Here is a 23585-nt window from a genome sequence, read left to right as displayed (position 1 = left end):
CGGTTCGATAGTCGGACGAGCGGCGGAAATCTTACAGCTTGCCGTAGCTGTGCAGCCCGGACAGGAACATGTTGACGCCCAGGAACGCGAACGTCGTGACCAGCAGGCCCGTGAGTGCCCACCATGCCGCGACCGTGCCGCGCAGGCCCTTCATCAGCCGCATGTGCAGCCACGCCGCGTAGTTCAGCCACACGATCAGCGCCCAGGTTTCCTTCGGGTCCCAGCTCCAGTAGCCGCCCCACGCTTCGGCCGCCCACAGCGCGCCGAGGATCGTCGCGATCGTGAAGAACGCGAAACCGACCGCGATCGACTTGTACATCACGTCGTCGAGCACTTCGAGCGTCGGCAGGCGATCGGCGAGCACGCCGCGCTCCTTCATCAGGTACGCGACCGACACCATCGCCGACAGCGCGAAGCTGCCGTAGCCGATGAAGTTCGCCGGCACGTGGATCTTCATCCACCAGCTTTGCAGCGCCGGCACGAGCGGCTGGATCTGCTGCGCGTCGCGCGCGACCGAGTACCACATCAGGAAGCCGACTGCCGCGCTGATGACCAGCAGCACGAACGCGCCGAGCGAACGCGTGCCGTAGTGGCCTTCGTAATACAGATACAGCAGGGCGGTGATCAGGCTGAACAGGACGAACACTTCATAGAGGTTCGACACGGGGATATGGCCGACGTCCGCCCCGATCAGGTAGGACTCGTACCAGCGCACCATCAGCCCCGTGAAGCCCATCAGCACGGCGACCCACGTAAGCTTCTGGCCGATCGCGGCGCCCGTTTCCGAGCGCGCGAGCAGGCCGATCCAGTAGAAGATCGTCGCGAGCACGAACAGCGCGCTCATCCACAGGATCGCCGACTGGCTCGACAGGAAGTACTTGAGGAAGAACGCCGAATCGGCGCGCGCGAGATCGCCCTGGTAGATCTGGATCGACAGCAGCGACAGCACGGCGATCGACGCCATCATTAGCCGCGCGGGCTTCCAGCGCCAGCCGAGCGCGATCAGCGCCGGCACGGTGCCGACCATCACCGCCTTGTCGTAGTAATCCATGTGCGCGTTGTAGTGCACGAGCGCATAGCCCGCGCCTACCACGAGCGCCAGTGCGAACAGCCAGTCGAACAGCGACAGGCGCGCGAAGAACGGACGTTCGTCGAACAGCGGCGACGAAACCGGCGCCTGGGCCGACGCCGCACGGGAAGAGGAAACTTGCGTGAGATCCATGATGTTACCGGGTGGAATTCTCGGAATCGGAACCGCTGCCGGCAGGCGGGCGGGCCGTCGAAGCCGCACCGGTGGGCGCGGCGTCGCGAGGTGCGGCGCGCAAGGCGACACCGGCCGCGTCGCGCGTCTGCACGAATTCTTTCTCGAAATCGAAGGTCTTGCGGGCCGTGGACATTGCCATCACCACATCGACGCCCGAACCGGCATCCTTCAGCCAGAACCAGAGGCGCCGCTCGCGCACGTAGAACATCGAGAAGATGCCGGCGACCAGCAGCAGGCTGCCAAGATACACCAGATTCTTGCCGGGTGCGCGCGTCAACTGAAATACCGAAGCTTGCACCTGCTTGAATGAATCAAGCTGCAAATAGACCGGCGATCCATACAAAAAGCTGTCGGATAGCGCGTTGATCGCGTTCTGCACGAAGCGGATCGTCTCGGTGCCCTGCTGGGCGGCCGGCTCGCCGGCGCGCTCGCGCGCGATCTGCCAGACCTCCCACATCGAGCCTTCGAGCATGCGCAGCAGCAGGCTTGCCGCCTTCTCCTGCTCGGCCTTCGGCACCGAGCGGTCGATGAACGTCGCCACCGCCTGGAAGCCGCCGACCGGCTGGCCGTCGGCGCCGCGGCCGACGCTGTCGTCGCTCGCGGCGAAAAGGGTCAGCACCTTCGATGCGCTGTCCTGCAGGCGGCCGCGCAGCGATGCGTCGGTGCCCGGCAGCGAACGCTGTGCGAAGCGCGCGGCGGCCTCGGCACGCACGGCCGGATCCTCCAGCGCGGCGCGCAGGCGCATCCATTCGCCGATCGAATCCTGGCTGTCGGCCGGGATCCGCATGTAGCGGAACGGATCGTTCGGGCTCGCGCGCACGCCGGCGAGGAACACGCGCTCGCCGTTCATGTCGACGGGCAGCATGTAGTTGTTGAACTCGCGCGCCTGGCCGTCCTTGCCGCGGATCTTGTACTGCACCGACGGGCCGATGTTGTGGAGCTGCGTCGGCTTCGACGTCTTCGCGCCCGAGCCGAGCCGCTCGTCGAACACTTCCTTCAGCGAGCTCGTCGTCGCGACGCCGCGCACGTCCAGCTTGCCGCTCGCGTCGGCCATGTTCTCGACGTTGATCGCGCGGAAATCGGAGAACTCGATCGTGTCGCCGTCGGCGCCCGGCACCTGCAGCGGCGCCGAACTGCCGATCGTGCCCTTCACGGGGACGGTCGTCGCATTGCCGCCCGTCATCGGGTAGGCCGTCATCTGCATCTGCGAGCCGCCGTCCTGGAAGCTCGACTGGTAGATCGACACCCCCTTGTACGTGAACGGCTTGTTGACCTCGACGCGCGCCGGAATCTTCTGGCCGGTCTCGCGATCGATCACGACGATGTCGCTCGCGAACAGCTTCGGCATGCCCGTCGTGTAGTAGTCGACGATGAACTTGTTGAGCTGGATCGAGAACGGCAGGTCCTGAATCAGCGAGCCGCTCGGCTGGTTCAGGATCGCGGTCGACACGAACTGGCCCTCGGGCACCCACGCGTAGCCGCGGAACGTCGGGTTCGACGCGGACAGGCGATGGTCGGGCGAGATCTCGCTGATCGTCGCGCTCGTGTTGACCGGGCTCTTGCCGAACATCCACATCTGGAATTTGATCGGCAGGTTGCTGTCGAGCAGGCCGCCGATACAGATCACGACGATCGCGAGGTGCGCAGAGATATAGCCCCACTTGGTCATCGCGCCGCGTTTCGCGGAGATCAGCGTCGCGCCGTCGGTTTCACGCACGACGTGCTTGTAGCCGGCCTTGGTGACGAACGTGGCGAGCGTGGCCGCGACGGTCGGGCGCGTACCGGATGCCGTGTACTCGGCCTTGTGATGGAACGCGCGCAGGCTGCCTTCGCGGACCTTGTCCTTCCAGCTCTTCGCGTCGGCGAGCATCTTCGGCGCGTTGCGGATCACGCACAGCGAGATGGACGTGACGAGGAAGATCAGGATCAGCATGAACCACCACGCGCTGTACACGTTGTACAGGCCGAGCGAGCGGAAGATGTCCGCCCAGAACGGCCCGAACTGGTTCACGTAGTTCGGATACGGATCGTCCTGGGTCAGGACCGTGCCGATGATGCTTGCGATCGACAACACCACCAGCAGCGCAATCGCGAAGCGCATCGAGCTCAACAGCTCGACCGCGCGTTTCGACGCACCCTGACCCGACTTCGACTGCAACCCCGACGTGGTAACGCTCATTCAAACTCCGACTCAGGGGAAACAGCCCCCCACGTTCACTATGTTTGCTGCCCCCAAGGGGGCGATCGGCACGCTCGGGACGGCCCGGCGAGTGCCAACAAAAAAGGGCAAGGCGGCCGCAACGGTGCGGCGCCCCACCCTTTTCTTGTTTTGACTCCGGCCGCCCTTCGGGCGACCGGTCATTCCATTCGCGACCGGCCGGTCAACGCAGGCCCGCGATGTAATCCGCGACGGCCTTGATCTCGTTGTCCGACAGGCGCGTGGCGATCTGATGCATCGCCTCGTTGTTGTTACGCGCGCCGGCACCCTGCTGGAACGCGGTCAACTGCGCGACCGTGTAATCGGCCCACTGCCCCGACAGGCGCGGATACTGGATCGGCATCCCCTGGCCCGTCGGCCCGTGGCAGCTCGCGCAGGCAGGTACGCCCTTCTCCGCGATGCCGCCGCGATAGATCTTCTGGCCGACCGGCACGGTCGCCGCATCGCGTGCGGTACCGAGCTTCGTCGTCTGCGACCCGTAGTACGCGGCGACGTTGCGCATGTCGTCCGCGCTCAACGCGCTCGCGAAGCCGACCATCACCGCGTTGTTACGCACCGGCCCCTTCGCGCCCGGCTGCGCCTTGAAGTCGTTCAACTGCTTGACCAGATATTCGGGATGCTGGCCGGCAAGCTTCGGGAAACTGCCCGACGCACTATTGCCGTCGGCGCCGTGACACGACGCGCAGACCTGCCCGGCAATCGCCTTGCCGCGGTCGAGATCCGGCTTGGCCGCATCTGCCGCGTTTGCCTCCGCTACGAAACCTACGAACCCTGCTGCAACCTGAAGCACCATCAGAGACTTGCACAGTCGATTCATTCGCACACCCTGTTTCGTCTTGTGGGAATTTGAGGTTCTGCAAAAAACGACGGCGACCAGTCTACCGCAGAAGCCACATAAAAGCGCGAGGCAGGCGCCAGGTGGCCTTTGGTAAAACCGCCGTATTGTACAATATCGTGTTGAAAGCTCCCGCGCCTATCGGGGCTACCCCGCCTCCACCAAGCGGCTCGCGCCGCCCGTCCTTCCGGTTCCCATGGCCTTTTTGCTCCATCAAGCCCGCTTCTACACGACCGTCAACCATCTGCGCGACCTGCCGCCGACGGTCCAGCCGGAAATCGCGTTCGCGGGCCGCTCGAATGCCGGCAAGTCGACGGCGATCAACGTGCTGTGCAACCAGAAGCGGCTGGCCTTCGCGTCGAAGACGCCCGGCCGCACGCAGCATATCAACTACTTCTCCGTCGGCCCGGCCGCCGAGCCCGTCGCGAACCTCGTCGACCTGCCCGGCTACGGCTACGCGGAAGTGCCCGGTGCCGCCAAGGCGCACTGGGAGATGCTGCTGTCGTCCTACCTCGCGACACGCTCGCAGCTCTGCGGCCTGATCCTGATGATGGATTCGCGCCGTCCGCTGACCGACCTCGATCGCCGCATGATCGAGTGGTTCGCGCCGACCGGCAAGCCGATCCACACGCTGCTGACCAAGTGCGACAAATTGACGCGCCAGGAAAGCATCAATGCGCTGCGGACCACGCAAAAGGGGCTCGATGCGTATCGCGACCAGGGCGTCCAGGGCAAGCTGACGGTCCAGCTGTTCTCCGCGCTGAAGCGCACGGGGCTCGACGAAGCGCACGCGCTGATCGAGAGCTGGCTGCGGCCGTCGGTCGCCGACGAAAAAAGCGAGCCTGTAGCACAATGATCGGGCAACGCGCGGCCGGGATCGGCGGCGCGCTCCTGACGGCGCCTGCGGATTCGGCCGGCTCATAAAAAAACCCGCCGTTAAACGGCGGGTCAAACAGCCTAATCGAAAAACGACAGGCACCCGCTCAGGGAGGAGAAGCGGGGAGCTGCACGCTACGCGTGCCGCTCGATCGCTATCATATACCAACGCTCCCAAAAATCACCTAAGGGTTCCGTAAGGTCCTTACCGCCCTGATTTCTGCCCAATCGCCCATGAGCTTCCATCCGCTTCATCGTCCGCGCCGGATGCGCCGCGACGACTTCTCCCGCCGCCTGATGCGCGAAAACCGCCTGACCACCGACGACCTGATCTACCCGGTGTTCGTCGTCGAAGGCACCAACGAACGGCAGCCGGTGCCGTCGATGCCCGGCGTCGAGCGCGTATCCGTCGATCTGCTGATGCACGTCGCCGAACAATGCGTCGAACTCGGCGTGCCCGTGCTGTCGCTGTTCCCGGCCATCGATCCGTCGGTGAAGACGCCCGACGGCCGCGAGGCAGCCAACCCGGACGGCCTGATTCCGCGCGCGGTGCGCGAGCTGAAGAAGCGCTTCCCCGAGCTCGGCGTGCTGACCGACGTCGCGCTCGACCCGTACACGAGCCACGGCCAGGACGGCGTGCTCGACGAAAACGGCTACGTGATCAACGACGACACGATCGAGATCCTGATCGATCAGGCGCGCGCGCAAGCTGAAGCCGGCGTCGACATCGTCGCGCCGTCGGACATGATGGACGGCCGCATCGGCGCGATCCGTGAAATGCTGGAAAGCGACGGTCACATCCACACGCGGATCATGGCCTATTCGGCGAAGTTCGCATCGGCGTTCTACGGCCCGTTCCGCGACGCGGTCGGCTCGGCATCCAACCTGGGCAAGGGCAACAAGATGACCTACCAGATGGATCCGGCGAACAGCGACGAAGCGCTGCGCGAAGTGCGCCTCGACATCGACGAAGGCGCCGACATGGTGATGGTCAAGCCCGGCATGCCGTATCTCGACATCGTGCGCCGCGTGAAGGACGAGTTCCGCTTCCCGACCTACGTGTACCAGGTAAGCGGCGAATACGCGATGCTGAAGGCGGCCGCAATGAACGGCTGGCTCGACCACGACAAGGTCGTGCTGGAATCGCTGCTTGCGTTCAAGCGTGCGGGCGCCGACGGCGTGCTCACGTACTTCGCGCTCGATGCTGCGCGCCTGCTGAAAGCGCAGCGCTGAGCGCGCGCCGGCTGGCACGATGCAAAACGGCGGGACACTTCGGTGTTCCGCCGTTTTTTTTGCTTACCGCCGATCGAGGCGGCAGCCGTATCGAGCGTCCCGGTTCGTCATACCGTCGGGACAGCGGCCCGATCGAGGCTGCGCAGGAACGTCTCGGCCGCCTGATAACCGACCACGCGCCCGATCTCGTTACCGCTGCGATCGAAGAAGATGATGCCCGGCGGCCCGAACAGGTTGAAGCGCTTGAGCAGCGCCTGATCGTCCGGGTTGTTCGCGGTGACGTCCGCGCGCACGAGGTGGAGCTGTGCGAGCCGCGCCTGCACGCGCGCGTCGGTGAACGTCAGATGCTCCATCTCCTTGCAGCTCACGCACCAGTCGGCGTAGAAGTCGAGCATCACGGGCTGGCCCGACGTCTTCAGCAGCGCGTCGAGCTCGCCGCTGGAACGCACCGATGCGAACGCGGGACCGTCCTGCGCGGCGGCCGCGCCGGCCGTCGCGGCCCCGCCGGATGCCACCGTGCGCGCCGCCAGCACGGCCAGCGGCTTCACGGGATCGGTGGAGCCCGCGGCGAGGCCGACGAGCAGCGTCGCAGCCCAGATCGCGAGCGCGGCGCCCACGCCACGGCCCAGGCGGCGCCAGATCGATGCGGCGCCGGCATTCGGCGTGAACAGGCCGAGCGCCGCGGCCGCGATCAGCAGCCACAACGCGGCGAGCACCATCTTCAGGCCGCCCGCCAGCACCGGCCACACGATCCACAGCGCGGCCGCGAGCAGCACGATGCCGAAGAACACCTTCACCCCGTCCATCCACGCACCTGCGCGCGGCAGCACCGTCCCTGCACCGACGCCGACGACCAGCAGCGGCACGCCGAGCCCCAGGCCCATGGCGAACAGCGCCGCCCCACCGAGCAACGCATTGCCGGTGTGCGCGATGAAGGCGAGCACCGCGAACAGCGGCGCCGTCATGCATGCGCCGACAACCAGCGCCGACAACGCGCCCATCGCCGCGACCGCAGCGAAGTGGCCGCCCTGACGTGCGCTCGAAGCCTCCGCCGCGCCGTTCTGCCAGCGCGCCGGCAGCGCGAAGTCCTTGCCCGAGATCAGCGACACCGCGAACGCGGTCAGCAGCACGCCGAACGCGCCGAGCACCCACGGGTTCTGCAGCCACGCGCCGAGACTCTGGCCGACCAGCGCGGCGGCGATGCCGAGCACCGTGTAGACCAGCGCCATGCCGACCACATAGGTCAGCGACAGTGCAAAGCCGCGTGCGTGCGTTGCACGCGTGCCCTGGCCGATGATGATCGCGGACACGATCGGAATCATCGGGTACGAACACGGCAGGAGGCTCAGCACGACACCCGCGACGAAGTACAGCGCGACGATCGTGAAGAAGCCGTGCCCTTCGAGCAGCGACTGCGCGAAATCGGCGCTCGTGACCTTGTCGAACCAGCTGCCCGCGGCGGCGGTGTCGCCGCCGGACGACGATGCTGCACCGAGCGCGGCGCCATCGACCTTCATGACGTGCTCGGCCGGCGGATAGCAGATCCCTTCGTCCGCACACCCCTGCGACGTGACCGCGAGCTCGAACGGCCCTGCCGCCTGCTTCACGGGCACGTGAACGACGACTTCGTCGCGATAGGTCTCGACGTTCTTCTGGAACGTCTGGTCGAACTTCACGTGACCGGCCGGGAATTGCGGCTCGCCGAGGGTCGCCTGCCCGCTCTTCACCGCGAACGCGAACCGCTCGCGGTACATGTAATAGCCGTTGGCGATCTTGAAGCGGACGTCCACCTGTCCCGGCGATTCGCTCGCGCTGAACTTGAACGCAACCGACGGATCGAGGAAATCGTCAGCCGCGCGCGCAACGGACAGGCCGCCCAGCACGAACACGAACGACAACAGGACTGCAAGGAACCGCAGCGCACGCACGCGCACGAAAAGCGCCATACCGTTAAACATGAAATAGACGTTGAGTTTCGCTGGTCACCCACTGGCCATACGCGGCCGATGCCGTCGTCTGCCACGAGACGATTTCGGGCGTCTCGTAAGGATGATGCGCGAGAATAAATCGCTCCAGTTCGAGCGCCCGCACGGGGCTCGTCTTGAACAGCAACTGGATCTCGTCGGCCGTTTCGACCTTGCCCTGCCAGTGATAGCGCGACTTGATCGCACCGAGCTCCGACACGCACGCGGCCAGCCGCGCATCGAGCGCGCCGTCGGTGAGGGCCGTGGCCGTCGCCGCATCCGGCACCGTCGTCAGCATCAGCACCACTATCATCCGAGCCCTCCTGGCTGGTCTAACGGCTCCTGCCGGCGCGAATTGCCTATCCTCCGATCACGCCGGTTGCCCGTATCGTAGCGCAGCCCGCGCAACACTGCCGGCGCCGGCCTGCGACAATCGATCGCAGCCGGCGCGTCAAAAACAAAAAGGGCCAAGCAATTGCTCGGCCCCTTTCAGATACTGCAGCGTACCGGAAGCTTACTCAGCTTCTTGCACGTTTTCCGTTTCGTCGACTTCCGGACGGTCGAGCAGTTCGACCAGTGCCATCGGTGCGTTGTCGCCCACGCGGAAGCCGAACTTCAGCACGCGCAGGTAGCCGCCCGGACGGTTCGCGAAACGCGGACCGAGCACGTCGAACAGCTTCGCCACCGAGTCACGATCGCGCAGGCGGTTGAACGCCAGGCGACGGTTTGCCAGCGACGGCTTCTTGCCGAGCGTGATCAGCGGCTCGACGACTTTACGGAGTTCCTTCGCCTTCGGCAGCGTCGTCTTGATGACTTCGTGCTCGATCAGCGAGTTGGACATGTTACGGAGCATAGCCAGACGGTGGCTGCTCGTGCGGTTCAGTTTCCGCAGACCATGACGATGGCGCATTTCAGTTTCCTTGATTCAAAGTTTTGATCCAGCTCTTCTATCGCACCTCGACGGGTGCACGGGCCGGTAGTGAAAAAAGCAAGATGCGGATTTTAAAGGAAAATCCGCATCTTTGCCAACTACAGCTACAACCGGGCTTACTTGTCGAGACCAGCCGGCGGCCAGTTCTCGAGCTTCATGCCCAGCGTGAGACCGCGCGAAGCGAGCACTTCCTTGATCTCGTTGAGCGACTTGCGACCGAGGTTCGGCGTCTTCAGCAGCTCGTTTTCCGTGCGCTGGATCAGGTCGCCGATGTAGTAGATGTTCTCGGCCTTCAGGCAGTTCGCCGAACGAACCGTCAGCTCGAGATCGTCCACCGGACGCAGCAGGATCGGATCGATCTGCGGTGCACGCGACGGCGCTTCGGCTGCCGTTTCCGTGCCTTCCAGCGCCGCGAACACGGACAGCTGGTCAACCAGGATGCGGGCCGATTGGCGGATCGCTTCTTCCGGCGTGATCACGCCGCTCGTCTCGATGTTCATCACGAGCTTGTCGAGGTCGGTACGCTGCTCGACACGTGCGCTTTCGACAGCGTAGCTCACGCGGCGAACCGGCGAGAACGATGCGTCGAGGACGATGCGGCCGATGATCTTGGCCGTGTCTTCGCCGTAGCGACGGACGTTGCCGGGCACATAGCCGCGACCCTTTTCGATCTTGATCTGAACGTCGAGCTTGCCGCCCTTCGACAGGTGCGCAATCACGTGATTCGGGTTGATGACTTCGCAATCGTGGGCCAGCTCGATATCGCCGGCCGTGACAACGCCTTCACCTTCCTTGCGCAGCGTAACCGTCACTTCGTCACGGTTATGCAGCTTGAACACCACGCCCTTCAGGTTCAGCAGCAGGTTGACGACGTCTTCCTGCACGCCATCCAGCGTCGAGTACTCGTGCACCACGCCTGCGATCGTGACTTCGGTCGGCGCGTAGCCAACCATCGACGACAGCAGCACGCGACGCAGCGCATTGCCCAAGGTATGGCCGTAACCGCGTTCGAACGGTTCCATGACCACCCTCGCGTGGTTCTCGCCAAGCGATTCCACGGCGATGATCTTGGGTTTCAGCAAACTGGTTTGCATGGGCTTTCCTTTTCAATACCCTCGGCTCGTTACACCGATAAGGCTGACCGGTAACAACCAGAAAATAAACAGCCGAGGCCCCTCCTTGCGTATCGCAATCGGGGTACCTCGGCCGTCAATCGGATTAACGCGAATACAATTCGACGATCAGGCTTTCGTTGATGTCGCCTGCGATCTCAACGCGTTCCGGCATTTGCTTGAACGTGCCTTCGAACTTCTTCGCATCGACTGCAACCCAGCTCGGCATGCCGCCTTGCTCGGCCAGCGACAGCGCTTCGACGATACGCGCCTGCTTCTTCGCCTTTTCGCGGATCGCGACGACGTCGCCTGCCTTCACTTGCTGCGACGGGACGTTTGCGACGACGCCGTTCACGGTGATCGACTTGTGGCTCACCAGCTGACGCGCTTCAGCGCGGGTCGAGCCGAAGCCCATGCGATACACGACGTTGTCGAGGCGCGACTCGAGCAGTTGCAGCAGGTTTTCACCCGTGTTGCCCTTGCGGCGGTCGGCTTCAGCGAAGTAGCGGCGGAACTGACGCTCCAGCACGCCGTAGATGCGCTTGACCTTCTGCTTTTCACGCAGCTGCGTACCGTAGTCGGACGTACGTGCGCCCGAGGTACGGCCGTGCTGACCCGGCTTGCTGTCGAGCTTGCACTTGTCGGCGAGCGAGCGGCGTGCGCTCTTCAGGAACAGGTCGGTGCCTTCACGGCGGGACAGCTTGGCTTTGGGGCCGATATAACGTGCCACTTTGCATTCCTTTATCAATCAGTCACGCGGATCGAAATCCGCGCTAGTCCGCTCCCTTTGGGGCGAACGGTGGGCTTAGTCAATCAAAAAAGCAACGCCCGTCGACGCTGAGCGGCGACAGGCAATGCGCTAGCACGAACGTGCCAGCACATCCTTAGATACGACGACGCTTCGGCGGGCGGCAGCCGTTGTGCGGAATCGGGGTGACGTCCGAAATCGCGGTGATCTTGATGCCGAGGCCATGCAGCGCGCGCACTGCCGACTCACGACCCGGGCCCGGGCCCTTGATCCGCACTTCCAGATTCTTCACGCCGTATTCCATCGCGACGCGGCCAGCCGACTCGGCTGCGACCTGAGCAGCGAACGGCGTCGATTTGCGCGAGCCCTTGAAGCCCTGACCGCCCGACGTCGCCCATGCCAGAGCGTTGCCTTGGCGATCGGTGATCGTGATGATCGTGTTGTTGAACGACGCGTGAACGTGAACCACGCCTTCAGCGACGTTCTTCTTAACCTTTTTGCGAACGCGTTGCGCCGCGGTATTCGAAGCCTTAGCCATTACGTTTTCCTGTAACTGTCAGTTCCGCTTACTTCTTCAGCGCTTGCGCTGCACGACGCGGACCCTTACGGGTACGTGCGTTCGTACGCGTACGCTGACCGCGCATCGGCAGGCCCTTGCGATGACGGACGCCACGGTAGCAACCGAGGTCCATCAGGCGCTTGATGTTCATCGTCACTTCACGGCGCAGATCGCCTTCGACGACAAACTTGCCCACTTCTTCACGCAGCTTTTCCAGGTCTGCGTCGGTCAGATCCTTGACCTTCTTCGAAAAATCGACGCCAGCTGCCACGCAGATGCTGCGCGAACGGGTGCGGCCGACACCAAAGATAGCCGTCAGGCCAATCTCGGTGTGCTGGTGATTCGGGATGTTAACCCCTGCGATACGAGCCATTGTTTTTCCTCAAACAAAAAGCGCAAACAAACGCGCGGTCAGCCTTGGCGCTGCTTGTGGCGCGGATCCGAGCTGCAGATCACGCGAACGACGCCTTTGCGCTTGATGATCTTGCAATTGCGGCAAATGCGCTTAACCGATGCCATCACTTTCATGATAATACCCTTTTTTCAAATCACTTCGCCCGGAACACGATCCGCGCACGAGACAGATCGTAAGGCGTCAACTCAACCGTCACCTTGTCGCCCGGCAGGATGCGGATGTAGTGCATCCGCATCTTTCCGGAAATATGTCCCAACACGACATGGCCGTTTTCCAGCTTCACACGGAAGGTCGCATTCGGGAGGTTTTCAATCACCTCACCCTGCATCTGGATTACATCGTCTTTGGCCATAGTCCTTAACGCATCGGGATGTTGCCGCCCTTGAAGTTCGCCTTCTTGAGCAGTGACTCATACTGTTGCGACATAACGTACGACTGCACCTGCGCCATAAAGTCCATCGTGACGACGACAATGATCAGCAGCGACGTTCCACCAAAATAAAACGGCACGTTCCAGCGCAGCACCAGAAACTCTGGCAGTAGACACACGAAGACGATGTAGATCGCACCGGCCAGCGTCAGACGCGTGAGGATGCGGTCGATATATCGTGCGGTCTGATCGCCCGGACGGATGCCCGGAACAAACGCGCCGCTCTTCTTCAGGTTGTCCGCGGTTTCCCTGCTGTTGAACACCAGTGCGGTGTAGAAGAAGCAGAAAAACACGATTGCCAGCGTGTACAGCAGCACATAGACCGGCTGGCCCGGCTTAAGCGCTTCCGCTACGTTATGCAACGTATTGGAAATCCAGCTTCCCGTCGGCTGACCGGTACTGAACCAGCCGAGAATCGTTGCCGGGAACAGAATGATCGACGATGCAAAGATCGGCGGAATCACGCCCGACATGTTCAACTTCAGCGGCAGATGGGACGACTGCCCGCCGTAGATCTTGTTGCCGACCTGGCGCTTCGCGTAGTTCACGAGGATCTTGCGCTGACCGCGTTCGATGAACACGACCAGGTAAGTCACCGCGGCAATCAGAACGACGATGATGATCGCCGAAATGATGCTCATCGAACCCGTACGCACCAGCTCGAACAACCCACCCACGGCATTCGGGAACCCTGCTGCGATCCCGCCGAAGATGATGATCGAGATACCGTTGCCCAGACCACGCTCGGTAATCTGCTCGCCGAGCCACATCAGGAACATCGTACCGGTAACCAGCGTCACGACCGTCGTCAGACGGAACAGCATGCCGGGATCGGTGACGAGGCCCGGCTGGTTTTCCAGCGCAGCCGCGATACCGAACGCCTGGAAGGTCGCGAGCACCACGGTGAAATACCGCGTGTACTGCGTGATCTTCCGTTGCCCTGCCTGCCCTTCCTTCTTCAGCGCCTCGAGCTGCGGCGAAACGATCGCCAGCAACTGCATGATGATCGACGCCGAGATGTACGGCATGATCCCCAGCGCAAAGATCGTGAAGCGGGAAAGCGCGCCACCCGAGAACATGTTGAACATGCCCAGGATGCCGCCCGCCTGGCTCTGGAACAGCTTAGCCAGTTGATCCGGATCGATGCCCGGCACGGGAATGTGCGCGCCGATGCGATAGACGATCAGCGCCAGGAGCAGGAACATCGCTCGCCGGCGCAGATCGCCGAATTTCGCCGTGCTTCGACCGGGTTTTGCAAGACTCGGGCTGTTAGCCAAGTACCTTCTCCGATGAATGCAAGTGACGACGCGCTACGCGTGTCACTCGGCGAACGAACCGCCAGCCGCTTCGATCGCAGCGCGCGCACCCTTGGTGGCACCGAGACCCTTCACGACGATCTTGCGCTTCAGTTCACCCGTCGCGATGATCTTTGCGCTCTTCGTCAGCTCGCCGACCAGGCCGGCTTGCTTCAGTGCGAGCAGATCGATCTCGTCGACCGGCAGCTTCTCGAGGTCGCCCAGGCGCACTTCACCGACGAATTCCTTCGTCAGCGACGTGAAGCCGCGCTTCGGCAGACGACGTTGCAGCGGCATCTGACCGCCTTCGAAACCGACTTTGTGGAAGCCGCCCGAACGCGATTTCTGACCCTTGTGACCACGGCCAGCCGTCTTGCCGAGGCCCGAACCGATGCCACGACCGACGCGACGCTTGGCGTGCTTGGCGCCAGCGGCCGGCTTCAGGTTATTCAATTCCATATCAACTCCTTGATCCGTAGGGCCGCTTACGCGATGACCTTAACGAGGTACGAAACCTTGTTGATCATGCCGCGGACCGCCGGCGTGTCCTGCAGCTCGCTGACCGAATTGAGTCGGCGCAGGCCCAGGCCACGCACGGTTGCGCGGTGCGTTTCGCGGGTCCCGATCAGGCTCTTGACGAGCTGAACCTTGACAGTTTTTTCAGACATGGTGACCACCCGGGCTTAGCCCAAAATATCTTCGACGGACTTGCCGCGCTTCGCCGCGATGTCTGCCGGGGTGGACTGCTTGCGCAGGCCGTCCAGCGTGGCGCGAACGAGGTTGTACGGGTTCGTCGAACCGTGGCTCTTCGCCACAACGTTCTGAACGCCCATCACGTCGAACACTGCGCGCATCGGGCCGCCGGCGATCACGCCCGTACCTGCCTTCGCCGGAGCGAGGAGGACGGCCGAAGCGCCGTGCTTGCCGTGCACTTCGTGCTGCAGCGTGCCGTTCTTGAGCGGCACCTTGAACATGTTGCGGCGAGCTTGTTCCATTGCCTTCTGGACAGCGACCGGCACTTCCTTCGCCTTGCCCTTGCCCATACCGATGCGGCCATCACCGTCGCCAACCACGGTCAGTGCGGCGAAGCCGAGAATACGGCCACCCTTCACGACCTTGGTCACGCGATTGACCGAAATCATCTTTTCACGAAGGCCGTCGTCGCGCTCGTCAGCCTGAACTTTCGCTTGCATCTTTGCCATGACGAATTCCTTCCTTAGAACTTGAGCCCAGCTTCGCGAGCTGCCTCAGCCAGCGCCTTGACGCGGCCATGGTAGCGGAAGCCCGAGCGGTCGAAGGCGACGGATTCGATGCCGGCGGCCTTTGCCTTCTCGGCAATACGCTTGCCGATCAGCGTCGCAGCATTAACGTTGCCGCCCTTGCCCGACTTGTCGGCGAGCTCGGCGCGCACTTCAGCTTCGAGCGTCGACGCGCTGGCGAGCACCTTGGTGCCGCAGGGCGAGAACACTTGAGCGTAGATGTGCGTGTTCGTGCGATGCACGGCGAGACGCGCGACCTGCAGCTCAGCGATCTTGATACGCGTCTGGCGAGCGCGGCGCAGGCGAGATTGAGTCTTATCCATGATTGCGCACCCTTACTTCTTCTTCGTTTCTTTGAGGATCACAACCTCGTCGGCATAACGCACGCCCTTGCCCTTGTAGGGCTCCGGCGGACGGTAACCGCGGACTTCCGCAGCCACTTGACCGACTTGTTGCTTGTTGATCCCCTTGATCACGATTTCGGTTTGCGTCGGGGTTTCAGCCTTGACGCCTTCCGGCATCTGGTGCACCACCGGGTGCGAGAAACCCAGCGACAGGTTCAGCTTGTCGCCTTGCGCTTGCGCACGGTAACCGACGCCAACCAGCGTCAGCTTGCGCTCGAAACCCTTGGTCACGCCGTGCACGGCATTCGCGATGATCGCGCGCATCGTGCCCGACAGTGCATTTGCTTCGCGGCTTTCGTCGACCGGCGACAGATTCAGCGTGCCGTCGTTGTTCGCCACGTTCACGAGCGGATTGATCGCTTGCGTGATGGTGCCCAGCGGGCCCTTGACGGTGATTGCACCGTCGGCCAGCTTGACTTCCGCGCCTTGCAGCGCGATCGGGCTCTTACCTACTCGAGACATGTTTCTCTCTCCTCGGCTTTAAGCGACGTAGCAGATGACTTCGCCGCCGACGCCGGTAGCGCGCGCCTTGCGATCAGTCATCACGCCCTTCGGCGTCGACACGATAGCCACGCCGAGGCCGTTCATGACCTGCGGAATGTCGTTACGGCCGCGGTACACGCGCAGACCAGGCTTCGACACGCGCTCGAGGCGTTCGATGACCGGGCGACCTGCGTAGTACTTCAGCGCGATATTCAGTTCGGACTTCGCACCTTCCGCCTTGACGGCGAAATCGTCGATATAACCTTCGTCCTTGAGGACTTGCGCGATTGCAACCTTGACCTTCGACGAGGGCATCGCTACCGATACCTTCTCGACCATCTGCGCGTTGCGGATGCGAGTCAGCATATCGGCGATAGGATCACTCATGCTCATTTACGTTTCTCCTATTACCAGCTCGCCTTGGTCAGGCCAGGAATCTCGCCACGGAATGCGATTTCACGAATCTTGTTACGCGCGAGGCCGAATTTACGGAACGTGCCACGCGGACGGCCCGTGATCGCGCAGCGGTTACGCTGGCGGGTCGGGTTTGCGTTGCGGGGCAGTTGCTGCAGCTCCAGGCGTGCTTCGTAGCGCTCTTCTTCCGACTTGCTTTGGTCTTCGACGATCGCCTTCAGCGTTTCACGCTTTGCTGCGAACTTCGCGACCAGGCGGGCGCGCTTCTTTTCACGTTCGATCAGTGCCAGTTTAGCCACGGTAACCTCAGTTTCTGAACGGGAACTTGAAGCTGGCGAGCAGAGCCTTTGCTTCGTCGTCGGTCTTCGCAGTCGTCGTGATGCTGATGTTCAGCCCACGCAGTGCGTCGATCTTGTCGTAGTCGATTTCGGGGAAAATGATCTGCTCTTTCACACCGATGTTGTAGTTGCCACGGCCATCGAAAGCACGACCCGACACGCCGCGGAAATCTCGCACGCGGGGCAGGGCAACCGTCACGAAACGGTCGAGGAATTCGTACATTGCTTGGCCACGCAGCGTCACCATCGCGCCGATCGGGTAACCCTGGCGGATCTTGAAGCCTGCGATTGCCTTGCGAGCCTTCGTGACGACCGGCTTCTGGCCGGCGATCTTCGTGAGGTCGCCAACGGCGTTCTCGATGATCTTCTTGTCAGCGATCGCTTCGCCAAGACCCATGTTCAGCGTGATCTTGGTGATGCGCGGCACTTCCATGACCGACTTGTAACCGAACTTCTCGATCAGGCCGGGCACAACCTTTTCTTTGTAAAACTCTTGAAAACGAGCCATTTTTTACTCCGCTGCGTCAGGCGCTCAGTACGGCACCGGTCGTCTTCAGGAAGCGAACCTTCTTGCCTTCCTCGACCTTGATGCCAACACGCGACGCCTTGCCATTCGCGTCGACCAGTGCGACGTTCGAAATATGCAGGGGCATCGTCTTCGCTTCCACGCCGCCCGTCGTACCCTTCATCGGGTTCGGCTTCACATGCTTCTTGACGAGGTTGATACCTTCAACCGTCACATGTTCAGCACCGACAGCCAGCACGACGCCGCGCTTGCCCTTGTCCTTGCCAGTGACGACGATGACTTCGTCACCTTTGCGAATCTTGTTCATCGCGACTCCTTACAGCACTTCCGGCGCCAGCGAAACGATCTTCATGAATCGTTCGCTACGCAGCTCACGCGTCACCGGCCCGAAGATACGGGTGCCGATCGGCTCGAGCTTGTTATTCAAAAGCACAGCGGCGTTGCCGTCGAACTTGATCAGCGAGCCGTCTTGACGGCGCACGCCCTTGGCGGTGCGGACCACCACGGCGTTGTAAATTTCGCCTTTCTTCACGCGCCCGCGCGGCGTTGCCTCTTTGACGCTCACCTTGATGATGTCGCCAATGCCGGCATAACGACGCTTCGAGCCGCCGAGCACCTTGATGCACAGGACTTCACGTGCACCCGTGTTGTCGGCTACTTCGAGCCGAGATTCGGTCTGGATCATGGTTTGTCTTTCCCAACTTAATCCGGATGCACCACCATGATGCACTCGGTCAGTCTTGGTCCCGTCAGCCAATCGGCTGCTTGGGTTGGAACAGCAGCGACGGCAAACGAAACCCGCCATCGCAATTCGGTGAATCTTTCGGACAGGCTGGCGCCAGTCCGCTTCCCCCACCAACTTCGCCCGCGACGGGGCTCCCATAAAGAGGGAAGACCAGGATTATAACAAATAATCCTGGTCCCGCAAGCAAAAACTTTGCGATTTCAAGCACTTCGTGGAGAAGTGCCTGTTACTGCCTACTGCGCTGCCCGCTTAGATGACGCGAGCGGCTTCGACGAGGCGCGACACCGTCCAGGCCTTCGTCTTCGAAACAGGACGCGTTTCCTGGATTTCGACGAGATCGCCTTCGTTGTAGGTGTTCGCTTCATCGTGCGCGTGGTACTTCTTCGAACGCACGACATACTTGCCGTAGATCGGATGCTTGACGCGGTGCTCGATCAGCACGGTGACGGTCTTGTCCATCTTGTTGCTGACGACCCGACCGACCAGCGTCCGCTTCAGCGAGGTTTTCACGCTATCGTTCATTTCTGGTTCGCCTTCTGAGTCATGACGGTCCGCACACGTGCGATGTCGCGACGAACCTTCTTCAGCTGGCTCGTGTTCGTGAGCTGCTGGGTCGCGAGTTGCATGCGCAGGCCGAATTGCGCCTTCAGCAGGTCCGCCAGCTCCTTGTTGAGCGCGGCCTGGTCTTTCTGGAGAAGTTCGGAAGCCTTCATATTTTCTCCTTAGGCGCCGAGCTGGCGCACGATGAACGCCGTCTTCAGCGGCAGCTTGGCTGCAGCCAGACGGAACGCTTCGCGTGCCAGTTCTTCGGTTACGCCGTCCATTTCATAGAGCATCTTGCCCGGCTGAATCTCGGCGACGTAGTACTCCGGGTTACCCTTACCGTTACCCATACGCACTTCCGCCGGCTTCTGCGAAATCGGCTTGTCCGGGAAGATCCGGATCCAGATGCGGCCGCCACGCTTGATGTGACGCGTCATTGCACGACGCGCCGCTTCAATCTGGCGTGCGGTCAAACGACCGCGACCGATCGCCTTCAGGCCGAAATCACCGAACGACACTGCGTTGCCGCGCGTCGCCTTGCCGGTGTTACGACCCTTCTGCTCTTTACGATACTTCCTGCGTTTCGGTTGCAGCATCGTTATTCTCCAGTCTTGCCGTCTTCGGGCTTGCCGGCGCCACGGCGCGGTGCGCCACGACGAGCACCCGGAGCGCCGCCTTCGCCGTCACGGCGCGGACGACGGTCGCCCGGACGCGCATTGCGACGCGGACGCTTGTCTTCGGCTACTTCTTCCACCACCGGTGCGTCGTTGCGGCCGAGCGTATCGCCCTTGTAGACCCACACCTTGACGCCGATGATCCCGTAAGTCGTCTTCGCTTCCGAGGTCGCGTAGTCGATATCGGCACGCAGCGTATGAAGCGGCACGCGACCTTCGCGATACCACTCCGTACGAGCGATTTCGATACCGTTCAGACGGCCCGCGCTCATGATCTTGATGCCTTGAGCACCCAGACGCATCGCGTTCTGCATCGCACGCTTCATCGCGCGACGGAACATGATCCGGCGCTCGAGCTGTTGCGTGATCGAGTCGGCGATCAGCTGAGCATCGGTTTCCGGCTTGCGGATTTCTTCGATGTTGACGTGAACCGGCACGCCCATGCGGCGTTGCAGTTCCGTCTTCAGCTGTTCGATATCCTCGCCCTTCTTGCCGATGACCACACCCGGACGCGAGCTGTAAATCGTGATGCGCGCGTTCTTCGCCGGACGCTCGATGACGACCCGACCGACCGAAGCGTTCTTCAGCTTCTTCTTCAGGTATTCACGAACACCGATGTCTTCCTGCAGCATCGCCGCGAAATTGTTGTTGTTCGCGTACCAACGCGAAGCCCAATTGCGGCTGACAGCCAGGCGGAAGCCAGTCGGATGAATTTTCTGTCCCATCGTATGGCTCCTTAATTCCCGACCGTCACAGTGATGTGACAGGATTGCTTCTCGATGCGGTTACCGCGGCCCTTGGCGCGCGCGGTGAAACGCTTGAGCGATGCAGCCTTGTCGACGTAGATGCTCTTGATCTTGAGCTCGTCGATATCGGCGCCTTCGTTGTGCTCCGCATTCGCGATTGCCGACAGCACAACCTTCTTCACGATGCCAGCCGCTTTCTTCGGCGAGAACGTCAGAACGTTCAGCGCCTTGTCGACCGGCAAACCGCGGATCTGGTCAGCCACAAGGCGCGTTTTTTGCGCCGAGATGCGGGCACCGCGATGAATTGCTTTCACTTCCATCTTGATTGCCCCTTATTTCTTGGCCTTCTTGTCGGCTGCGTGACCCTTGAACGTACGGGTCAGTGCGAACTCGCCAAGCTTGTGGCCGACCATGTTTTCCGAGATGTACACCGGAACGTGTTGACGGCCGTTGTGAACAGCGATCGTCAGGCCGATGAAATCCGGCAGAATCGTCGAGCGACGCGACCAGGTCTTGATCGGCTTTTTGTCGCGCGAAGCTGCAGCCGCCTCAACTTTCTTCAGCAAATGGGCGTCGCAGAACGGACCTTTTTTAACAGAACGTGCCATTGCCTACTCCTTAACGCTTGTGACGGCGCTGGACGATCATCGTCGTCGTGCGCTTGTTGCTACGGGTGCGATAACCCTTAGCCGGCGTACCCCACGGGCTCACCGGATCGCGACCTGCAGCCGTCTTGCCCTCACCACCACCGTGCGGGTGATCAACCGGGTTCATCGCAACGCCACGCACCGTCGGGCGGATACCGCGCCAGCGGTTCGCGCCAGCCTTGCCGATCTGGCGCAGGCTATGCTCTTCGTTACCGACTTCACCGATCGTTGCACGGCACTCGATGTGCACGCGGCGGATTTCGCCCGAACGCAGACGAACCTGCGCGTAGACGCCTTCACGTGCCAGCAGCATGGCCGACGTGCCAGCCGAACGCGCCATTTGCGCGCCCTTGCCCGGCAGCATCTCGATGCAGTGGATCGTCGTACCGACCGGAATGTTGCGGATCGGCAGCGTGTTGCCTGCACGGATCGGCGCTTCCGAACCCGACATCAGCTGTTGGCCGACGGTCAGGCCCTTCGGGGCGATGATGTAGCGACGCTCGCCGTCTGCGTAGAGCACCAGCGCGATGTTCGCGCTACGGTTCGGGTCGTACTCGAGACGTTCGACCTTTGCCGGGATGCCGTCCTTCGTGCGACGGAAATCGACGATACGGTAGTGCTGCTTGTGACCACCACCCTTGTGACGCGTGGTGATACGACCGTTGTTGTTACGGCCGGCGGTCGAGCTCTGCGAGTCGAGCAGTGCCGCGAACGGCTTGCCCTGGTGCAGGTTCTTGTTGACCACCTTGACCATCGCGCGGCGACCCGGCGATGTCGGCTTAACTTTAACGATTGCCATGATTACTTGGCCTCCGCTTCAAAGTTGATTTCCTGGCCGGGCTTCAGGCAAACGTACGCCTTCTTCACGTCCTTGCGGCGGCCCATCGAACGGCCAAAGCGCTTTTGCTTGCCCTTCTGAACCAGCACGTTGACGGAATCAACTTCAACCTTGAACAGCAGCTCAACGGCCGCCTTCACTTCCTGCTTCGTGGCATCCGGTGCGACTTCGAACACGACTTGCTCGTTTTTGTCGGCAACCAGCGTCGCCTTTTCCGAGATCACCGGTGCGAGCAGGACCTGCATCAAACGATGATCGTTCTTGCGAATCTCGCTCATGACAGCAACTCCTCGATCTGGGCGACCGCAGCCTTCGTGACCAGCACTTTCTTGAAGTAGATCAGCGACAGCGGGTCAGCGTAGCGCGGCTCGACAATTGCCACGTGCGGCAGGTTGCGCGATGCCAGGTACAGGTTTTCGTCAACCGTGTCGGTGATGATCAGCACGGAGTCGAGACCCATGGTCTTGAATTTTTCGGCCAGCAGCTTGGTCTTCGGCGCTTCGAGGATGATGTCCTCGACGACCGACAGACGGCCTTCACGGGCCAGCTGCGAGAAGATCGAGCAGAGACCTGCGCGATGCATCTTCTTGTTGACCTTGTGCGAGAAGTTTTCTTCCGGCGAATTCGGGAAGATACGACCACCGCCACGCCACAACGGGCTCGACGACATACCGGCACGAGCGCGGCCCGTACCCTTCTGGCGCCACGGCTTCTTCGTCGTGTGCTTGACTTGCTCACGGTCCTTCTGTGCGCGGTTACCCTGGCGAGCATTCGCCTGGTAAGCGACGACGACCTGGTGGATCAGCGCTTCGTTGTAGTCACGACCGAACACGACGTCCGATGCGTTGACCACTGCACCTTCCTGACCATTTTCGTTCAGGAGCTTGAGTTCCATTATTTCGCCCCCTTGGTCTTGACGGCCGGCGTCACGAAGACTTTGCCGCCCTTCGCGCCCGGAATCGCACCCTTCACGAGCAGCAGCTTGCGCTCTGCGTCGATACGAGCGATTTCGAGGTTCTGCACCGTCACCGTCACGTCACCCATGTGACCCGTCATGCGTTTACCCGGGAAAACACGACCCGGATCCTGCGCCATACCGATCGAGCCCGGCACGTTGTGCGAGCGCGAGTTACCGTGCGTGGCACGGCCGGAGGAGAAGTTGTAACGCTTGATCGTACCGGCGTAGCCCTTACCGATCGACACGCCTTGCACGTCGACCTTCTGGCCCACTTCGAAAAGATCAGCACCGACCACGGCGCCATTCGACAGCTCAGCTGCCTTGGCCGCGTCAATGCGGAATTCCTTGAGGATTTCACCGGCTTCGACACCGGCTTTGGCGAGATGACCTGCCAGCGGCTTCGTCACGCGCGATGCACGACGGGAGCCGAATGCAACCTGCACGGCCGTGTAGCCGTCGGTTTCAACAGTCTTGATCTGCGTCACGCGGTTGTCCGACACGTCCAGCACGGTGACGGGAATCGAATCCCCTTCAGCCGTGAAGATACGGGTCATGCCAACCTTGCGACCTACGAGTCCAAGGCTCATCATTTTCTCCATTCCCGACTGCGATTGGTCGGGGCTGATTTACAAAATGCCAGGCACGCAAGGCCCAACTTTTTTACGCGAATACGCGAAAAGCCAAGCATTATAGCCCGACCTCACGTTTTCTGCAAGCAATCAAAGACTTAGCGCCGCCCGGCAAGCCGATCGGCGCTGGAAGCCTTACTGCAGCTTGATTTCCACGTCGACGCCAGCCGGCAGGTCGAGCTTCATCAGCGCGTCAACGGTCTTGTCCGTCGGGTCGACGATGTCCATCAGGCGCTGGTGGGTGCGGATTTCGAGCTGATCGCGCGACGTCTTGTTGACGTGCGGCGAACGCAGGATGTCAAAACGCTGAATGCGCGTCGGCAGCGGCACCGGGCCACGGACGATTGCGCCAGTCCGCTTCGCGGTATCGACGATTTCGGCAGCCGATTGATCGATCAGACGATAGTCGAAAGCCTTCAGGCGAATGCGGATTTTCTGTTGCTGCATGACAATTCCTTGAAAAGAGCGAGGCGATCTTGCATCGCCGGACACTAAAAGAAC

General features: G+C 61.9%; 36 protein-coding genes. 2 read left to right on the top strand and 34 right to left on the bottom strand.

Going from position 1 to position 23585, the window contains the following annotated elements:
* Nucleotides 1-31 precede the first annotated feature (31 nt).
* From ccsB to OHZ10_RS01735, 3 genes are all read right to left on the bottom strand, one after another.
* Nucleotides 32-1222 carry a c-type cytochrome biogenesis protein CcsB gene (gene ccsB / locus OHZ10_RS01745; RefSeq protein ID WP_059232608.1) on the bottom strand — a complete coding sequence of 397 codons (1191 nt, stop codon included), beginning with the start codon at nucleotides 1220-1222 and terminating at the stop codon, nucleotides 32-34.
* A 4-nt stretch (nucleotides 1223-1226) separates the two neighbouring features.
* Nucleotides 1227-3443 carry a cytochrome c biogenesis protein ResB gene (locus OHZ10_RS01740; RefSeq protein ID WP_174994251.1) on the bottom strand — a complete coding sequence of 739 codons (2217 nt, stop codon included), beginning with the start codon at nucleotides 3441-3443 and terminating at the stop codon, nucleotides 1227-1229.
* A 202-nt stretch (nucleotides 3444-3645) separates the two neighbouring features.
* Nucleotides 3646-4299 carry a c-type cytochrome gene (locus tag OHZ10_RS01735; RefSeq protein ID WP_059232610.1) on the bottom strand — a complete coding sequence of 218 codons (654 nt, stop codon included), beginning with the start codon at nucleotides 4297-4299 and terminating at the stop codon, nucleotides 3646-3648.
* A gap of 214 nt (nucleotides 4300-4513) precedes the next feature.
* Between OHZ10_RS01735 and yihA the strand changes: the two genes are divergently transcribed.
* On the top strand, nucleotides 4514-5173 hold the full coding sequence (gene yihA / locus OHZ10_RS01730; protein ID WP_059232611.1) for a ribosome biogenesis GTP-binding protein YihA/YsxC: 660 nt from the start codon (nucleotides 4514-4516) through the stop codon (nucleotides 5171-5173).
* 254 nt (nucleotides 5174-5427) lie between these two features.
* Entirely contained in the window at nucleotides 5428-6426 is a 999-nt protein-coding gene (gene hemB / locus OHZ10_RS01725; RefSeq protein WP_174994250.1) for a porphobilinogen synthase, read from the top strand.
* A 107-nt stretch (nucleotides 6427-6533) separates the two neighbouring features.
* On the opposite strand, the gene dsbD is transcribed toward hemB, so the two are convergent.
* The 31 genes from dsbD to rpsJ all read right to left on the bottom strand — a co-directional run bounded on the left by dsbD (nucleotide 6534) and on the right by rpsJ (nucleotide 23531).
* Complete coding sequence (gene dsbD / locus OHZ10_RS01720) at nucleotides 6534-8384, bottom strand: protein-disulfide reductase DsbD (RefSeq protein WP_342703449.1); 1851 nt, start codon at nucleotides 8382-8384, stop codon at nucleotides 6534-6536.
* A complete protein-coding gene (gene cutA, locus OHZ10_RS01715) occupies nucleotides 8377-8703 on the bottom strand; it encodes a divalent-cation tolerance protein CutA (RefSeq protein ID WP_059232614.1) in 327 nt (108 codons plus the stop codon). The genes dsbD and cutA overlap by 8 nt, the downstream gene beginning before the upstream one ends.
* Nucleotides 8704-8904: 201 nt before the next feature.
* Nucleotides 8905-9300, bottom strand: coding sequence for a 50S ribosomal protein L17 (gene rplQ / locus OHZ10_RS01710; RefSeq protein ID WP_006477175.1), 396 nt, complete (start codon nucleotides 9298-9300; stop codon nucleotides 8905-8907).
* A gap of 137 nt (nucleotides 9301-9437) precedes the next feature.
* Nucleotides 9438-10415, bottom strand: coding sequence for a DNA-directed RNA polymerase subunit alpha (locus OHZ10_RS01705; protein WP_006477176.1), 978 nt, complete (start codon nucleotides 10413-10415; stop codon nucleotides 9438-9440).
* Between the two features lie 124 nt (nucleotides 10416-10539).
* Nucleotides 10540-11163: a 30S ribosomal protein S4 gene (gene rpsD, locus OHZ10_RS01700; protein ID WP_047899585.1), complete on the bottom strand. Its 624-nt coding sequence runs from the start codon at nucleotides 11161-11163 to the stop codon at nucleotides 10540-10542.
* Between the two features lie 154 nt (nucleotides 11164-11317).
* Complete coding sequence (gene rpsK / locus OHZ10_RS01695) at nucleotides 11318-11719, bottom strand: 30S ribosomal protein S11 (RefSeq protein ID WP_004197937.1); 402 nt, start codon at nucleotides 11717-11719, stop codon at nucleotides 11318-11320.
* Nucleotides 11720-11747: 28 nt separating this feature from the next.
* Nucleotides 11748-12113 carry a 30S ribosomal protein S13 gene (gene rpsM / locus OHZ10_RS01690; protein WP_006477178.1) on the bottom strand — a complete coding sequence of 122 codons (366 nt, stop codon included), beginning with the start codon at nucleotides 12111-12113 and terminating at the stop codon, nucleotides 11748-11750.
* Nucleotides 12114-12151: 38 nt separating this feature from the next.
* Entirely contained in the window at nucleotides 12152-12268 is a 117-nt protein-coding gene (gene rpmJ / locus OHZ10_RS01685) for a 50S ribosomal protein L36 (RefSeq protein WP_004199844.1), read from the bottom strand.
* Between the two features lie 20 nt (nucleotides 12269-12288).
* Nucleotides 12289-12507, bottom strand: a complete 219-nt coding sequence (gene infA, locus OHZ10_RS01680) for a translation initiation factor IF-1 (protein WP_004521905.1) — start codon at nucleotides 12505-12507, stop codon at nucleotides 12289-12291.
* A gap of 5 nt (nucleotides 12508-12512) precedes the next feature.
* The gene (gene secY / locus OHZ10_RS01675; RefSeq protein WP_006482915.1) at nucleotides 12513-13862 is read right to left on the bottom strand and encodes a preprotein translocase subunit SecY; all 1350 of its coding nucleotides are present in this window, start codon (nucleotides 13860-13862) and stop codon (nucleotides 12513-12515) included.
* A 42-nt stretch (nucleotides 13863-13904) separates the two neighbouring features.
* Nucleotides 13905-14339: a 50S ribosomal protein L15 gene (gene rplO / locus OHZ10_RS01670; protein ID WP_006482880.1), complete on the bottom strand. Its 435-nt coding sequence runs from the start codon at nucleotides 14337-14339 to the stop codon at nucleotides 13905-13907.
* A gap of 26 nt (nucleotides 14340-14365) precedes the next feature.
* A complete protein-coding gene (gene rpmD / locus OHZ10_RS01665) occupies nucleotides 14366-14548 on the bottom strand; it encodes a 50S ribosomal protein L30 (RefSeq protein ID WP_050454145.1) in 183 nt (60 codons plus the stop codon).
* Between the two features lie 15 nt (nucleotides 14549-14563).
* Entirely contained in the window at nucleotides 14564-15082 is a 519-nt protein-coding gene (gene rpsE, locus OHZ10_RS01660; RefSeq protein WP_006752931.1) for a 30S ribosomal protein S5, read from the bottom strand.
* A gap of 14 nt (nucleotides 15083-15096) precedes the next feature.
* Entirely contained in the window at nucleotides 15097-15462 is a 366-nt protein-coding gene (rplR, locus tag OHZ10_RS01655; RefSeq protein ID WP_006477183.1) for a 50S ribosomal protein L18, read from the bottom strand.
* A 12-nt stretch (nucleotides 15463-15474) separates the two neighbouring features.
* Entirely contained in the window at nucleotides 15475-16005 is a 531-nt protein-coding gene (gene rplF / locus OHZ10_RS01650; RefSeq protein ID WP_006477184.1) for a 50S ribosomal protein L6, read from the bottom strand.
* An 18-nt stretch (nucleotides 16006-16023) separates the two neighbouring features.
* Nucleotides 16024-16419, bottom strand: a complete 396-nt coding sequence (rpsH, locus tag OHZ10_RS01645; protein WP_006477185.1) for a 30S ribosomal protein S8 — start codon at nucleotides 16417-16419, stop codon at nucleotides 16024-16026.
* Nucleotides 16420-16433: 14 nt separating this feature from the next.
* On the bottom strand, nucleotides 16434-16739 hold the full coding sequence (gene rpsN, locus OHZ10_RS01640) for a 30S ribosomal protein S14 (protein ID WP_059232615.1): 306 nt from the start codon (nucleotides 16737-16739) through the stop codon (nucleotides 16434-16436).
* A 7-nt stretch (nucleotides 16740-16746) separates the two neighbouring features.
* Nucleotides 16747-17286 carry a 50S ribosomal protein L5 gene (gene rplE, locus OHZ10_RS01635; RefSeq protein WP_006477186.1) on the bottom strand — a complete coding sequence of 180 codons (540 nt, stop codon included), beginning with the start codon at nucleotides 17284-17286 and terminating at the stop codon, nucleotides 16747-16749.
* 16 nt (nucleotides 17287-17302) lie between these two features.
* Nucleotides 17303-17611 carry a 50S ribosomal protein L24 gene (gene rplX, locus OHZ10_RS01630; protein ID WP_006477187.1) on the bottom strand — a complete coding sequence of 103 codons (309 nt, stop codon included), beginning with the start codon at nucleotides 17609-17611 and terminating at the stop codon, nucleotides 17303-17305.
* A gap of 9 nt (nucleotides 17612-17620) precedes the next feature.
* Nucleotides 17621-17989 (bottom strand): 50S ribosomal protein L14, encoded by a 369-nt coding sequence (gene rplN / locus OHZ10_RS01625; RefSeq protein WP_006482918.1) that lies wholly within the window; start codon nucleotides 17987-17989, stop codon nucleotides 17621-17623.
* Nucleotides 17990-18298: 309 nt separating this feature from the next.
* On the bottom strand, nucleotides 18299-18571 hold the full coding sequence (rpsQ, locus tag OHZ10_RS01620; protein WP_006477189.1) for a 30S ribosomal protein S17: 273 nt from the start codon (nucleotides 18569-18571) through the stop codon (nucleotides 18299-18301).
* Complete coding sequence (gene rpmC / locus OHZ10_RS01615) at nucleotides 18568-18762, bottom strand: 50S ribosomal protein L29 (protein ID WP_006400652.1); 195 nt, start codon at nucleotides 18760-18762, stop codon at nucleotides 18568-18570. Before rpmC ends, rpsQ begins: the two co-directional genes overlap by 4 nt.
* Before the next feature lie 9 nt (nucleotides 18763-18771).
* On the bottom strand, nucleotides 18772-19188 hold the full coding sequence (rplP, locus tag OHZ10_RS01610; protein ID WP_006752927.1) for a 50S ribosomal protein L16: 417 nt from the start codon (nucleotides 19186-19188) through the stop codon (nucleotides 18772-18774).
* A gap of 2 nt (nucleotides 19189-19190) precedes the next feature.
* Nucleotides 19191-19991, bottom strand: coding sequence for a 30S ribosomal protein S3 (gene rpsC / locus OHZ10_RS01605; RefSeq protein WP_006482899.1), 801 nt, complete (start codon nucleotides 19989-19991; stop codon nucleotides 19191-19193).
* 11 nt (nucleotides 19992-20002) lie between these two features.
* A complete protein-coding gene (rplV, locus tag OHZ10_RS01600; RefSeq protein ID WP_004199272.1) occupies nucleotides 20003-20332 on the bottom strand; it encodes a 50S ribosomal protein L22 in 330 nt (109 codons plus the stop codon).
* Between the two features lie 12 nt (nucleotides 20333-20344).
* Nucleotides 20345-20620, bottom strand: coding sequence for a 30S ribosomal protein S19 (rpsS, locus tag OHZ10_RS01595; RefSeq protein ID WP_004199273.1), 276 nt, complete (start codon nucleotides 20618-20620; stop codon nucleotides 20345-20347).
* Between the two features lie 10 nt (nucleotides 20621-20630).
* On the bottom strand, nucleotides 20631-21458 hold the full coding sequence (gene rplB, locus OHZ10_RS01590) for a 50S ribosomal protein L2 (RefSeq protein WP_006482900.1): 828 nt from the start codon (nucleotides 21456-21458) through the stop codon (nucleotides 20631-20633).
* Nucleotides 21459-21460: 2 nt separating this feature from the next.
* Nucleotides 21461-21775 (bottom strand): 50S ribosomal protein L23, encoded by a 315-nt coding sequence (gene rplW / locus OHZ10_RS01585; protein ID WP_004199275.1) that lies wholly within the window; start codon nucleotides 21773-21775, stop codon nucleotides 21461-21463.
* Nucleotides 21772-22392: a 50S ribosomal protein L4 gene (rplD, locus tag OHZ10_RS01580; RefSeq protein ID WP_011350675.1), complete on the bottom strand. Its 621-nt coding sequence runs from the start codon at nucleotides 22390-22392 to the stop codon at nucleotides 21772-21774. The genes rplW and rplD overlap by 4 nt, the downstream gene beginning before the upstream one ends.
* Nucleotides 22392-23042 carry a 50S ribosomal protein L3 gene (rplC, locus tag OHZ10_RS01575; protein WP_006482922.1) on the bottom strand — a complete coding sequence of 217 codons (651 nt, stop codon included), beginning with the start codon at nucleotides 23040-23042 and terminating at the stop codon, nucleotides 22392-22394. The genes rplD and rplC overlap by 1 nt, the downstream gene beginning before the upstream one ends.
* Nucleotides 23043-23219: 177 nt before the next feature.
* A complete protein-coding gene (gene rpsJ / locus OHZ10_RS01570) occupies nucleotides 23220-23531 on the bottom strand; it encodes a 30S ribosomal protein S10 (RefSeq protein ID WP_004199280.1) in 312 nt (103 codons plus the stop codon).
* Nucleotides 23532-23585 lie beyond the last annotated feature (54 nt).

The organism is Burkholderia arboris, assembly GCF_038723655.1.
In the GTDB taxonomy this organism is placed as follows: Bacteria; Pseudomonadota; Gammaproteobacteria; order Burkholderiales; family Burkholderiaceae; genus Burkholderia; species Burkholderia arboris.
Note: the sequence above shows the minus strand (reverse complement) of the source record. Positions and strands in the feature narration are given on the sequence as shown.